Genomic DNA, 13,685 nt, shown 5'->3' on the forward strand with positions numbered 1-13,685 from the left:
AGTGATATGAGTGGGGGATGCTCAAATATTTCACAAAGGCTGATAGCTTACTGGATGTCGGCCAACGTTGGTGGCCTGTTCTCGGCGTTGTCTGGCTTGCACTATCTTGGGTGTTCAAACAAATGACCGCTCTCGGCACGATCAATTGGCCGGAAGCAGTGATTATTGGTTTCTTCACCACTCTGTTGTTGATGCTCGTTATTTCGATTGGATTGGTCGCAATCCGAATTTTTCGACCTGTCAAAAGCGGTGAAACGGACTCTAAAACTGTTGTGAAAGACGATCCGAATTTGAAAAATGAATTAAGGTCTCTGCATACTAGGACAACTTCATCGCAAGACAAGATAGCCGCTATTCTTCCGATTTTAGATGGGTTGCCCGATAAATACGCATCGCGAGCTGCGCACGAACGTCTCGCAGAAAAAATCCAAGAATTGGAAGTTCTTACCGATTGCATCCGACACAAGCAGGAAGAGGCTTTAAATCAGCAGACCGCAACACATGGAAGCCTTGTCCGAGATAGTGCCGCTCGAAACCACGCATTACGGAAATTACCCATACTTGTAAGCCTCATGATCGGGTGCGCCTCCATCAAGCGGTATGTCGACGACACTTTGAGCAAGGACAAGAAACCAGAAGCTGAAACTGTCGAGGTTTGGTTTAAATCTGCCTTGAACCTTGGAAAAGAAGCAAGACTGATCGAGGGCGAAAACGAATATTCCATGTCTGAATTTGGCCGCGATATAGAGTGCATAGAAGACTACCCACCTGATCCGTTCCCTGATGAGACCAATAGAAGAGAGGGGTGGGGGGAAGACGCCGGAAAAATCATATACCTTATTCGGTTCAGCCGTGAGGTGGCATCAAAATACTGCGATTTAGATTTCACCCAGAAAATTGCGACGCAGCTATATTGTGAAGGCGAGGTACATTGATTCATTCAAAAGAGGGCGCGCGCTTCGACCGCCTCTTGGAGGCCATGACAGGCCCTAGCGCTGAAAAGCCAGCATCAGCTCGGAAAGCATCGTCTCGGGACGGTTCCGGCGATTGTGACGAAACTCAAACTCGCCCAGATACTTCACGAGATGCTTCCCGCTGACGTGGATGTGCGTTCCGTTGATACCGCGTTTTAGGTTCGCCCAGAAGCCCTCGATCGTTTGCACGTGGCTATCACCGCGCACCCATTCGTTGCGGTTATGGTTCACTGCTGAATGATTGAAGCCCATGTGAGGTAGGTTGCGATAGGTGTGGTTCTGGTCGGTGTGAACGTCGCTGCCGCGCACGATACCGGCCTTTACGACTGGCAGCAGGTTGTGCTTGCGGACGTTCGGGATGATGCGCGTCATGACGTTGCCGCCGCGTTCGGCCATGCCGACCACGACCGTCTTGTTCTGGCGATATTTACCTCGCCCGCCGCCCTTCATCGCGCCGCCGATTAGGGTTTCGTCCACTTCCACGGCCTTGCCTTCGCCGCCTAGCGGTTCGTCACCGTCGATCTGCGCCATATACTTGCGGATTTCATGGCACATCCGCCACGCCGTCTTGTAGGTCACGCCGATCTGGCGCTCGACTTCCTTGGCAGCGACACCGTTGCGCGAGGTCGTGAACAGAAACATCACATGGAACCAGTCACGCAGGCTTGTGCGGGTGCGATGGAACGGGGTGCTGGCGGTAGGATAGACCTGCGCACCGCAATATTCGCAGGCGTAGGACCGACGCTTCGCTACCCGATAAAACTTGGCGTCCTTGCCGCACCTTTCGCAATCGTGACGCTCACCAAACCGCACTAGTTTTAGATGCTCCAGGCAGCTTTCCTCTGTCGGGAAGCGATCTTGAAACTGGCGGAGTGTGGGGGCTTTGGACATGCCATTTTCTAGCACAACCCCTTACTTGTCGCAAGGGGATAATCGCCAGAGGTCTTTACAGATCTTGTTGCAGCGAGTTGATTTCAAGCCTTTCTTTCGGAGGGGCTTACTGCCGCAGGATCTCCTGCTAGATCATATAATCGGACCCCATTGAAAGGTTTCCCAATAGTACAAAGCAGTAATTTTAGATCGTCAAGCCATTGTTTGCATTCACATATATTCTATTGTAAACGAGTGTATTAAACAGGTTTTATCGGAGTTTTATAAATGAATCGCCTCTCTCGGTTTGTTGCATCTGCAACTATTTCTGCCGCTATGTTTGCTATGTCTGCCCCAGCACTCGCAAACTGGCGAGTTGCCGAGACAGATCACTTCATATACTATAGCGAAGCTCCAGAAGAAGAATTACTAAAAACAGTCAAAGAGATGGAAACTTTTGATACGCTTGTCAGAGCCCTCACGAAAAATGATAAGCCAGCCAGCCCAGTCAAAGTCGTAATGTTCGAGGTAGCGACTATGGACGATGTTAATAAAACATTTCCATACCCATCACAAGGCGTAGGCGGATACTACAGTAGCACCACGTCCGGGCCATTTTTAGTTACTTTCCGCAATACACTTAGACGTGGTCGAGGGAGTGTTAGGAAAACAGAACAACGTGCATACGCATGGGGTCCCGAGGTTCGCCAGCACGAATATCTTCATCACTATATGTACCAATACTTTTATACCAATTACCCTAGTTGGTATTCTGAAGGATTTGCCGAATATTATGGGACGATGGCCTTTCCTGAAGAAGGAGTAGTTGAGATAGGCCACGCTCCTTTCTTCCGAATGGATGCTATTCGCGGTGGGAGCTGGGTAGATGCTAAGGATCTGCTAACTGCAAAATCCTATGCTGATATTGATGACGTTTCAGCTTTGTATGCACAAGGCTGGCTACTAACCCATCTCGCATCGCAAAATCCCGAGATAGGTAATCAGTTGCAGAACTATCTCGTGAAAGTCGCCGGTGGAGAGGACTATCTCAAGGCAGCTGAAGCTTCGTTCGGAGATCTTAATCAGCTCAATAAGAAATTGAAGAGCCATCGTAGGAACATTAAGGCAATGCGCCTTTCTCTAAAACCTATTGATTTTGGCGAAATACCAATCCGCGAACTGACTGACATGGAGAGCGAATTAATGCGTTATAAAATTCGCCTTTATTCTGGGTTCGAGTATTCCGATCTTGCCTATATCCTTAGAGGATTTGACGATATTACCGCCTCTGATCCAAACAATGTCATGGGTTTGGAGATTAGATCTCAATTGGAGAATTTAGCAGGCAAACATTCTGATGCATTGCGCTCTTCAGACGAGCTGCTTGCAATAAATCCCGGCAACGTAGAAGCGCTGACACAAAAAGGAATCGCTTCGGCCGCCCTTTTGTCACCGAGCAGCGCAACTAGCGACTGGGATAAGGCGCGCGAACCGCTCAATCTGGCTATAGAAAGCTCGTCGATTGCAATTGCCCCACGTGTCGCCATGTTCAAAACTTTTTTAGATCAAAAAATAACCCCTTCAATCAAAGCTCAAAACGCGTTGGTAGAAGCTTTTTCACTAATGCCGCAGAATGATGAAATCAGGTACCTGCTTGCACATGATTTTGAAAAACGTGGGCTTCTCGACGACGCTATCGCAGTTATCAAACCGTCGGCATTTGGGACATTCGACGGTGATGAAGGAGAAAAACGCAAGCGTGATAAATTCAGACAAGAGGCTGCTGACCGGTTCACTCATATTACCGCCTATGAGGACGCAAAAGTTATGCTGTCTCGCCTAGAAGCCAAACGCGACGGCAGCTGGGATGAAGCTTCCCAATCAATAATTACAAAAGACGCTTCAGACGATCAGACCAGTATCTCATTTTTGTCAGGTCAGTAGCCTTCAGATATAAAATTTCGAGTTTTGCTAGGAATCTGTTTTGAACGGCTGGTGAAGTTTTGGGTATGCTCGTTATCACCGTTATTACGGTCTGATCGTAGAGAGACGATGTCAGCTTGGCGTTTAAAAGACTGAACGCAGCGATAAATCATTTTCCTACTCGCGCATTATCTGCCTAATCGCTGTGCCTCCTTTCCAGACCGCAGCGAGGCCCCGATGAAGCGCGAACCGATTTTTCAGACTGTCCGAAACATTTTGGGGCGCGGGTTCCGGCCTGCTGAAGTTGCGCAGATTGACGCCGCGGTCGATTGCGCAAGCGGAGAAGCCGCCGCATGTGACGCGCTGCACAGCGGCACGGTCCCCACCCGCATCGGCCCTGCAGGAACTGCGCTGATCAAGGAATTTGAAGGGTGCGCGCGTGTGCGGCGTGACGGATTGGTCGAGGCGTATCCCGATCCCGGTACGGGCGGCGATCCATGGACAATTGGCTGGGGCGCAACCGGCACCGGCCTGAACGGGCAGCCGATCGGCCCAGGTACTGTCTGGACCCAGCAGCAATGCGATGCCAGGTTGGAGCGCGACCTGCTGCGATACGCCGATGATGTGGCGCGCGCTCTGGGTAGCGCCCCGACGACCCAAGCCCAATTTGATGCTCTGGTCAGTTTCCACTATAATACTGGTGCCATCGCGCGCGCGACTTTGACACGGTATCACAAGGCCCGCGATTACGCAGCTGCGATTAAGCAGTTCGCCCGCTGGAACCGCGCTGGCGGACGGGTGCTAAAAGGGCTAACCCGCCGCCGCCTGGCAGAAGCCGCATTGTATGGAGGGCGCGGATGACCCAGCCGCTATCAAGCGACGCGATGGCGATATTGTCGGCCCTGAAACCCCAGGAATCCGCGCTCAGCCCCAAGGCGCAAGCGGATTTGTGGGTCAAGCTGGGCATTGCCACATTCAGCATTGTAATGATTGGCGGGTTCGGCCTGATCATGACCGAAATTTCGCGCAACGGCATGGCGACATCAGCCAATAGCGAGAAGATTGATATTCTGACCGAGAACGTCACACAGCTGGTCATCGCATCGCAAAACATGCAAGGCGAATTGACCAAGCGCGGCGGCTGGATGGACGGTCAGGATCTCTATTCCGAACAGTCCCGGCTCAAGGATCAGGAACATGATCAAAGGCTGACTGCGTTGGAGGCCAAAGGTGATTAGGCCGCATTTCTGCCCGAGCAAGAAACCGGTCAGTAATCACGGCTGACCTCGGCCACCACACTTTCGCGTCCGATCGTCGACACACTGCCAAGCAATGATAGCCAGCTGGTCACCCGAAATTCAGCCTCGGTTGCGCTGTACCCCCGGCCGTCCGTAATTATCTCTACATAGAATTTGCGGCCAATATTCTTGCCGAGCGCGACCCCGGTCTGACGGCCCAGAGCGGCATCGGCGCTGACTATGCGCAACCGGTCCAGCCCGATCGCATTGCGCAGCTGGTTGATTGGATCAAGCCCGCCGCCACCGCCGCGCAGGCTTGCCAATGCTGCGCCCAATTGCAGCGCATCGGTCGCAGCAAGTTCTGTGATGGAACCGCCAAACAGCAATTGGGACAGAATTTCCTCTTCCGGCAGAAGCGGATCGGAAGTGAAAGTGATTTCGGGTTGCAACGCATTGCCTTGAACACTGACAATCACCTCAACAGTATTCGTTTCAGTTTCTGCACGAATATCGAGACGCGGATCAATTGGCTGTTCCTGATCAAATTCAATCTGCCCGCGCGTCAATTCGAACCGCGTACCGGCAAAACTGTAATATCCACGCACGACCCGTGCCTGCCCGCCAATACGCGGATCGGCGGTGGTGCCGCGCAGCCGAATATCGGCGCTCCATTCGCTTTCCAGACCGAGCCCGTCCACATCAATACGGCGGGCTGCGCTGGCATCGATCAGATATCGCCAGGGACGCGTTACCGCATTGGCAGGCGCGATATCGGCGGGCCGGTTGATTTCCTGCGTGCGGATTTGCGGCAATCGGTCAGCGGAGGTCGCAGTGCCCAAATTCCAGCCTGCACGGTCGACCTGAAGACGCCCGGCGATTGTGCCGCCCAGACCGCTTGAAACAATCCGCAGCGGCCCTGTAACAACCGCATTGAGGCCAGCTGCTTTAAGCAAATTGGCGTTCTTAGCGGAGATCCGCAGATCGATTTGCGGCGCTCTGGTGGCAAGATCAAGGAACCCGATCATGCCGCTACCCGTCACGGTGCCGCCATTCGACGTCGTCCCGGCAAACCGCCGCAGTTTCAGCTGTGAACCGGAGAATGTCCCGCGCACTGACAGGTCCTCCACGTCGGTTCCCGAAAGCGAACTTTGGAGCCGCAGATTATCGCTTGATACAGACCCGCGCACAACCGGATCGGTCAATGTTCCCGTCACGTTCGCGGCGGCTTCAAGCGGCCCTGTCAAATCGAACCCTTCCACACCCGATAACCGCCAGACAGATGCAGCAGGCCCGTCAAACCGGAATTGCGCAAACAAGTCACCGCCCTCCAACCGCTGGCCAAGTCCGCCTGCAAGCGGCATGTTGTTGATCCGGGCTTGCAACCGGCCACGTTGCTTTCCGTCTTCCCTGATGATCGTACGCGCCTCCAAGCTGTTTGCAGACAGATTGGTGACCAGCGCCAGATCTATTGGTTTAGACGTTAGAACGAGGCCGGACCGCGTCAGATCATCGACCAAAACCCGCGCCGTACCGGTCGGTGCACTGCGGCCTGTGTGTTCAAAGCTGATCAGACCCGACACAGTCCCGCCCAACCCGATATCGGCCAGTGCGAGATCGACCAGCGAGAGCGGCATTGTATCCAGTTTCAGGGTCCCGCGCAGCGTATCCCCGCCAAACGCGCCCGATGCAAGCATCGCGCCGCTGCCATAGGATATTTGTGTTTTGGCCAGCGTCCATCCGCCGCCGTCCTGTTGGTCCAACACTGCGCGGCGCGGCATCCGAATTGCCTTTCCAGCAAAGTCGCCCTGCGCTGCTATCGCGATCTGTCTGGGGACAAAATTGGCATTGAGCTGTAAATTGAACCGGTTACCCCGCCGCCCGGCCACCGAGGCCGTGACATTGCCCCGGCCATTATCAATCTCTGCCTGCCCCGCAATGCGGCCCAGAAACAGCCCGCCATACGTTAGACCTTGGCCTCGAAAATTACCCTCAACTGTACTGGTTCCATCTTTCAGATATCCGCGAGATTCCAAATTCGCGCGCGTGATGGAAATCGTCGTATCGCCGCCGAAACGGGCATTATCGGCAGTGACCTGTGCCGCAAATGCCTGCCCCCCTTCGCGCGCTGCCAGGCCGATGCGGCCATCCAGCCCGCCTCCGCTCAGCATCAGGCGGCCATCAGCGCCCCCTTCACCCAAAGCAATATTACCGGTCACCGCTGTGTTCCAGACGTTCAACCGGTCAATCGCAATTTGCGCGGGACCGTCTGCGGCGGCAAGCAGTCGCAACGATCCGTCAAATCCACCCAGCAGCGATTCGCCTGTTGCATCAATCGCCAACCCGTTATCAGTCGGCGCGATAGCCACGCGCACATCCCTCAGACCGGCTGCGGGCAGCGGGCTGGCGAAAACCAGAACGGCGGTGGGCCCGGTATCATTCAGCGCAGCCTCGATTGTGAAATCGCCATAATCCACCTGAGAACCGCTGCCTGCGACGGAGGTAGTACCGGGCCGAACTGTGCCATTCAGCGATAGCGACAGTTTGTCCGATGCCAGCCGCACCCGGCGCAAATCCAGCGGTGCGGCGCTGCCCATTGAAACCCCGCCATCAAGCCGCAGCGATGGTCCCGCCAGAGTGACAATGGTTTTATTGGTGACGCGCGGCACCCGCGCATCAACATCCGCCGCCAATGTCCACGCGTCATCCCGGCCGATGCGGAGATCAATATCCGCCGAACCATTGACTGCACCGATACCGTCAATCGGCAATCCGTTGGCAGCCACCGGACCGGCCAAAATGTAGGAGCCCGCAGCACTATTCCCGCGCAGCGCCAGCCGTGCATTGGCAGAGGGGAATGTCAATGCGAGATCATCGGAAAACAGAGTGTCACCGGCATAGGTCAAAACTCCGCCTATGGTCCCGCCAACCAGTTGCGGATCGATCAGCGCATTGTCGGTAATAATACGCGCAACCGACACATTGAGCGGCACGGTCCAGCGTGATCCGTCATAAGTCGCTGTCGCTTGCTGGACCAGACCGCTGAGCGTGGTCCTGCCCGATCGCGCCGTGCCCACGGACAGGCGGTAATCGACCGACAGATCACGAAATCCACCGTCCACCGCCGCCTCCAGCGCCGTATCATTGAGCACCAATGCCTCACCAAACAGTTGCGGATCGCGCAGGGCCGCGGTGATCTTCAGATCATCAACCGCATTGTTGGCCAGATCGGCGGTGCCCGCTATCCGCGCCTGGAAAGCCCGCCCGACAAAGTCGATCTGCCCTGCAGCAGTGCTGTCCAGCAGCGTACCGGCCGCGGCCACGGACACTGTTTTACCGGCGGTATTTGCTGGCAAACCGGTTAGCAGATCACCGGGCTGCGCCTGACCCAGTACCCGGTATTGCCCTGCGCGGTTTGTCAGAGTGAATGCAGCCAAGCGGGCATCGCTGCGGCGTATAACCGCAGCACCGTCCCATTCGGTCCATGTACCCTCCCCCGCGATCTTGGCACTATAGCCCTCTGGTGCATCCAGCATGGAGGCAATCGCCCCTCCGGCAGGAGCATTGTAATCAAGCCGGATATCAAACTGGTCATCGCCTGGCTGGGCGTCGATCAGCGCGAGAAGCCGGTCCCGGTCGCCCAGCTTGCCGCCAGCTTTCAGCATAACCCGGCCCGTGCGGATGTCGGCTGCAGCCTCAAAATTGGCAAGCAGCGCCGCCTCGCCCGCAACACCGGCAGCCAGCGTCCAATCCTGCACCGCAAACTGGCCGACATAGACATCAAAATCAGGCAGCAAAGGTGCATCGGGATCACCGGGAAGAAGCTCGGGCAATCGCGCTAAAGCGCCGCGCCGCATAATCAGCGTCTCGACGTGCAGTCCGCTCGTCAGCCATTTCAGTGGCCGCCAGCTAAGCGTGATCTCCGGAATGGTCAGGAATTCGCCTTTCGGGTCCAGTACCGCGACATCGTATAACACCGCATCGCCAAACACATCGCCGTCGATACGGCCAATCTCTAACCGCAAGCCGGAGGCAGGCGCCGCGGCAGCAATCTGGTCAGCGATAAAGCGTTTGCCGATGGGGCTGTTAATGAGCGCAAAGCCAAGCACGAGCACGCCCACCAAAGCCAGTATGCCGCGCCAAAGCCAGCGGCTGATACCGGCTTTTTGCGCGATTTGGCCGCTCTGCTGATCGGGCTCAGTCTGCTCACTCTGGCGCATCAGAAGGCTTGACCCAGCGAGACGTAGACGGCGACTGGATTATCGTTGGGCCCTGGATTGAGCGGCACCCCGACATCCACGCGCAACGGGCCAAAGCCGCTATCGTAACGGATACCCAGACCTGCACCAAACCGGATGTCATCAAAATCGGGCGCTGGATCGCTGCCGATCGAGCCTGCATCTATGAACGGCACGGCCCACAGCGCGCCGCCGAAAAAACCGGTTTTTATGCGGGCTTCAAGTGCGCTCTCGACCACTGAGCGCCCGCCACTTGGCGCGCCCGCTGTATCGCGCGGACCGATTTGCTGGAACCCGTACCCGCGCACAGAACTGCCGCCCCCTGCATAATAGCGCCGCGAGGGCGCGATATTGTCCAGTGACGTGCCCGGTATCGTGCCGAGCCTGACCCGGCCTGCAAGCACCAGACCCGGATTGACACTGTGATAGGCGCTCGCATCAAATTGCGTGCGAATGTAAATGCTTTGTGTTCCGCTATTGCGTGAAATTTCAGGCGATAACCTGCCGCCTAACCGAAATCCCTGGCTTGGGTTGAGCAGATCATCTGTCGTGTCATACAAAATCGTCGCAGGTACGGCGCCGGTCAGAAAAGTTTCTCGCCGTGGCTGAGTTGCGCCCGCATTTGGTGCCCTCTCGCGCGATCCGACCAGCTCAAAGCCGACGCTCCATCCCAATTGCTTCTGAAAAAGTAACGTCGATGCCCGCTCATATGTTCCGATCAGCGCGATCGACTGCGCATCAAATGCATCGCTGTCGAGAGTGCTGACAAAGGCATCAAACGTCAACACGCGGTCGCGGCCGCCAAAATTATTCTTGCGGAAAGTTATCCCGCCAAGCTGTTCTTTGGTACCCAATATTCCGCGCAGTTTCAAAGCCCCTTCGGGCGGGAAAAGATTGCGATGTTCCCAGCTTGCCTGGACGCGGACCCCCTCTTCCGCGCCGTAACCAATCGCGCCCGCAATGGTGCGCAGTTTTGCCTTGGTCAAATCAATATCAAGCGCGGCGGAACCGGGCCGTCCGCGTGTCGGCGGGGTTAACTCACGCGGGGTGATCGTGGCCGATGACACCAGCCCCGTCGCGGTGATTGCCCGCCGTAAATCCGTAACCAGGCTGCGCTGATATATATCACCTGCATCAAACCGTGCGATAGTCGCCAAATGCTGGCCGGACAGAAAATCGGGTTCAGAACTGACAATAGCGGCAATGACATATTTGCCGTTAGGGCGCACCGCAAGTGTGATGTCGCCCTCGCTCCGGCTATGATCAATCAGCAGCTGCGGGGGATCGATCTCGGCAAAAGGATAACCGGTTTCTCCCAAGGCAAGATTGAGTGAAAGCTGGCTGCTGACAATGGTATCGCTTGAAAGCAGGTCACCGCTGGCAATTGGAAACTGGCCCCGCAGATAAGCAAAATCGGGCGCGGTGTGCAATTGCCCCAGATCAATTGCGCCAACCGTATAACGCTGGCCCGGAATGATATCGAAACGCACGCCGGGCGGGCCGTCTGCCTCACTCGCGCCAGACGCTGCGCTGCCAATGGTGCGCGTGATCTGCGCGTCATAATATCCGTATACGCGCAGCAGATCGGTCAATAGCGTTTCATCCGCCCGCGCCCGTGCGGCAAGTTGCGCGACGCTTTCGGCAGTGCCTGACAAATCGGTGATGGTTGACAGCGTTTTGAACCGGGAAACGAATTCCTGCCGCAATGGGAACGCGGCAAAATCCGCCGGGAAGGCGATTGTGAGAGTTGAGCCGATTGCCTCAACCGTGCCGTTTTGCAGGATCAGTTGCGATGCCAATGCTTCACGGGCAAACGCGATATCTGTTTCAGGGTCCAAAGTCTCAATCGGCGGGAGAGACAGATCCTCCGGCCAGCCGATCGTTAATTCCGGCACGTCAGCCATCGGCGTATCGCGGGCCGAAGGGGTATCATCCTGTACCGGTGATGCCCGAGATTGCGTTGCGTCAGCCGCCCAATCATCCGGGTTGTTGACGGCTGCATCAGGGATCAGATCATCCAGCCGGAGCGGTGACGCTGTTTCCTGCCCGCATGCCGGCAGCGCCGAGAAGAAAACTACGCCTGCTGCCAGTGATGCAGCCGATCGGGCGGCCGCATCGATTCGGGCTTTAACGACGGACGCTGGAATACTGCTGCGGCGTTCCGTCTTTATGGGCTGACGCAGTATCGGCAACAGGGTCGGTTTCAACTACGTTCTCTTTATTGCTACTCTGCGCGATCAAGGCCGATTGTTCATCAGCGGTCATGCGCTGCCAACCATTACGGGTCAGGCGTTCCAACGGACGATACCGTACCTTGTACCGCATCCGGTCAGACCCTTCGACCCAATAGCCCAGATAAACATAGGGAAGGCCCTGCTCAGCCGAATGAACAATATGATTAAGGATTATGTAGTTGCCGAGGCCTGAACGCTGCGAATGGTCAGGATCGTAAAAGCTGTAGATCATCGACAGGCCATCTGCCTGCCGGTCAGTAAGGCATGCACCCACCAGACGGCCGGGCGTTATGCCGTCGCGCGATGGTTCGCGGTATTCCATGACATAGCTGCTGACCGGCGTATGCTCGACCATGTCGGCATAATCGGTCTCGTCCATTGTCGCCATACCGCCCCCGGGGTGGCGCACGCCAAGATATTTCTGCAGCAGTTCAAACTGTTCATCGGTCGCCCACGGACGGCATTCGGTCATGACCAGATCGCTATTGCGGCGCAGGTTGCGGCGCTGGGTTTGGCTGGGTGAAAATTCGCTCGCGGCAACCCGAACCGACACACAGGCCTGGCAGCCCGCACAGCTGGGCCGATAGGCGACAGTCTGGCTGCGGCGGAACCCGATCCGTCCCAGAGCCTCGTTCAATTGTTCCGCGTGCGGGCCTTTTAACTCGGTGAACACTTTGCGCTCGCTCTTACCGGGAAGATAAGGGCAAGGCGCAGGCGTCGTCACAAAAAAACGGGGAAAGCGAACAGGAGCCGTCACGGGTGCAGGCACATCCTTTTAAGCGGGGAATCGGTAACAAACGAAGGCATTGTTATGGCTCGCCAAGCGCCGCGGTAAAAGTCCCTTAACCATCAATTACGGTTAACCTTTGATTATTTTGCACAATTTCACCGGCGCTTAAGGCTTTGACCGGCCAGTGTCCTAATTCAATTCAACTTGATTCACGGTGTAACCGGCTGCGCGCAGCGCGGCGATAAGCGAGTCGAGCTGCGTGCGATCACGCGCTTCGCATTCAATATCGGTGATCAGACCTTTGGCGGGCAGGCTGGTGAAGACGCGCTGATGATAGATCTCAATAATATTGACGTTGTGATCATCAAATACGCCCATGACTTTGTACAAAGCCCCGGGCCGGTCCTGCAAAGTCACACGCAAACGCGCCAGCCGCCCTTCGCGTGCCAGATCACGCAGCAAGACATTGGCAAGCAGGCGTGTATCGATATTGCCGCCACATAAGACGAGGCCGATTTTCTTGCCGGTGAATCTTTCCGGATTGGCGAGCACTGCGGCGAGACCCGCAGCCCCAGCACCCTCGACCACGGTTTTCTCTATTTGCAGCAGCAGTGATACCGCTTTTTCCAATGCAGCTTCATTAACCAGCAGAATATCATCGACGCGCTCGGCGATGATTCTAGACGTAAACTCACCAGGCGCTTTGACCGAAATACCCTCCGCCAGAGAATCCCCGCCGCAGTCCATATTGCGGCCCTTTACCCGCGCATACATGGAAGGGTAGAGCTCTGCCTGTACGCCAATGACTTCCATGTCCGGCTTGAGCGCGCGCGCGGCCGTCGCCATGCCGGACATCAGACCGCCACCGCCAATCGGGGTGACAATGCAATCCAGATCGGGCGCATCGGCAAACATTTCCAGCGCCACACTGCCTTGCCCGGCAGCAACATCGGGATCATCAAACGGATGCACGAATGTCAGCCCGCGCTCCTGCTCCAGCTTTAGCGCATGCGCATATGCATCATCATAGGTTTCCCCGTGCAGCACGACATTGCCCCCGACCGCTTCAGTTTGCATCACTTTTACTGTCGGCGTCGTGCGCGGCATGACAATGGTTACAGGTACACCCAAACGCCGCCCGTGATAGCTAAGGCCCTGCGAATGATTGCCAGCCGAGGCCGCAATGACGCCCTGTTGGCGTTTGTGTTGTGGCAGCAGCAGCAAAGCGTTGAGCGCGCCGCGTTCCTTATAGGCAGCAGTGAATTGCTGATTTTCAAACTTCAGCCAGATTTGCGCACCGGTAATTTCCGACAGAGTAATCGAGTGCATTGTGGGCGTATGCACCACCGCGCCCCTAATCCGGTCGGCGGCCGCACGGATATGGTCGATAGTCAGGCGGTCTGTTGCACTTTCAGTCATGGCGCAGGACTAGGCGAAATGCAGTTTTTGGGGAACACATGATTGCGTTTAACCCCCTATGC

9 protein-coding genes are annotated in these 13,685 nt (G+C 56.0%); 4 read left to right on the plus strand and 5 right to left on the minus strand.

Annotated elements, in window-relative coordinates:
• Positions 1-17 precede the first annotated feature (17 nt).
• Positions 18-935 carry a hypothetical protein gene (locus tag WA922_RS06230; protein ID WP_424770823.1) on the plus strand — a complete coding sequence of 306 codons (918 nt, stop codon included), beginning with the start codon at positions 18-20 and terminating at the stop codon, positions 933-935.
• Between the two features lie 54 nt (positions 936-989).
• Here WA922_RS06230 and WA922_RS06235 read toward each other — a convergent pair whose 3' ends face one another.
• The gene (locus WA922_RS06235; protein WP_424770824.1) at positions 990-1,865 is read right to left on the minus strand and encodes an IS1595 family transposase; all 876 of its coding nucleotides are present in this window, start codon (positions 1,863-1,865) and stop codon (positions 990-992) included.
• A 267-nt stretch (positions 1,866-2,132) separates the two neighbouring features.
• On the opposite strand from WA922_RS06235, the gene WA922_RS06240 reads away from it, so the two are divergent.
• The 3 genes from WA922_RS06240 to WA922_RS06250 all read left to right on the plus strand — a co-directional run bounded on the left by WA922_RS06240 (position 2,133) and on the right by WA922_RS06250 (position 5,005).
• Positions 2,133-3,788: a tetratricopeptide repeat protein gene (locus WA922_RS06240; protein ID WP_424770825.1), complete on the plus strand. Its 1,656-nt coding sequence runs from the start codon at positions 2,133-2,135 to the stop codon at positions 3,786-3,788.
• 216 nt (positions 3,789-4,004) lie between these two features.
• Complete coding sequence (locus WA922_RS06245) at positions 4,005-4,628, plus strand: lysozyme (protein ID WP_424770826.1); 624 nt, start codon at positions 4,005-4,007, stop codon at positions 4,626-4,628.
• A complete protein-coding gene (locus tag WA922_RS06250; RefSeq protein WP_424770827.1) occupies positions 4,625-5,005 on the plus strand; it encodes a hypothetical protein in 381 nt (126 codons plus the stop codon). Before WA922_RS06245 ends, WA922_RS06250 begins: the two co-directional genes overlap by 4 nt.
• Positions 5,006-5,034: 29 nt before the next feature.
• On the opposite strand, the gene WA922_RS06255 is transcribed toward WA922_RS06250, so the two are convergent.
• From WA922_RS06255 to WA922_RS06270, 4 genes are all read right to left on the minus strand, one after another.
• On the minus strand, positions 5,035-9,222 hold the full coding sequence (locus tag WA922_RS06255; protein WP_424770828.1) for a translocation/assembly module TamB domain-containing protein: 4,188 nt from the start codon (positions 9,220-9,222) through the stop codon (positions 5,035-5,037).
• On the minus strand, positions 9,222-11,447 hold the full coding sequence (locus WA922_RS06260; protein WP_424770829.1) for an autotransporter assembly complex protein TamA: 2,226 nt from the start codon (positions 11,445-11,447) through the stop codon (positions 9,222-9,224). Before WA922_RS06260 ends, WA922_RS06255 begins: the two co-directional genes overlap by 1 nt.
• Positions 11,368-12,231 (minus strand): arginyltransferase, encoded by an 864-nt coding sequence (locus tag WA922_RS06265; protein ID WP_424770830.1) that lies wholly within the window; start codon positions 12,229-12,231, stop codon positions 11,368-11,370. Before WA922_RS06265 ends, WA922_RS06260 begins: the two co-directional genes overlap by 80 nt.
• Positions 12,232-12,393: 162 nt before the next feature.
• The gene (locus WA922_RS06270) at positions 12,394-13,623 is read right to left on the minus strand and encodes a threonine ammonia-lyase (RefSeq protein ID WP_424770831.1); all 1,230 of its coding nucleotides are present in this window, start codon (positions 13,621-13,623) and stop codon (positions 12,394-12,396) included.
• Positions 13,624-13,685: the final 62 nt, after the last annotated feature.

The sequence above is a fragment of the Pontixanthobacter sp. genome, assembly GCF_049682855.1.
Lineage (GTDB): Bacteria > Pseudomonadota > Alphaproteobacteria > Sphingomonadales > Sphingomonadaceae > Pontixanthobacter.

Excerpts from the sequence above, each read along its gene's own strand:
- WA922_RS06250 (WP_424770827.1), top strand. The coding sequence starts at position 4,625 with ATGACCCAGCCGCTATCAAGCGACGCGATGGCGATATTGTCGGCCCTG.
- WA922_RS06240 (WP_424770825.1), top strand. The coding sequence starts at position 2,133 with ATGAATCGCCTCTCTCGGTTTGTTGCATCTGCAACTATTTCTGCCGCT.
- WA922_RS06245 (WP_424770826.1), top strand. The coding sequence starts at position 4,005 with ATGAAGCGCGAACCGATTTTTCAGACTGTCCGAAACATTTTGGGGCGC.
- WA922_RS06230 (WP_424770823.1), top strand. The coding sequence starts at position 18 with ATGCTCAAATATTTCACAAAGGCTGATAGCTTACTGGATGTCGGCCAA.
- WA922_RS06270 (WP_424770831.1), bottom strand. The coding sequence starts at position 13,623 with ATGACTGAAAGTGCAACAGACCGCCTGACTATCGACCATATCCGTGCG.
- WA922_RS06235 (WP_424770824.1), bottom strand. The coding sequence starts at position 1,865 with ATGTCCAAAGCCCCCACACTCCGCCAGTTTCAAGATCGCTTCCCGACA.
- WA922_RS06255 (WP_424770828.1), bottom strand. The coding sequence starts at position 9,222 with ATGCGCCAGAGTGAGCAGACTGAGCCCGATCAGCAGAGCGGCCAAATC.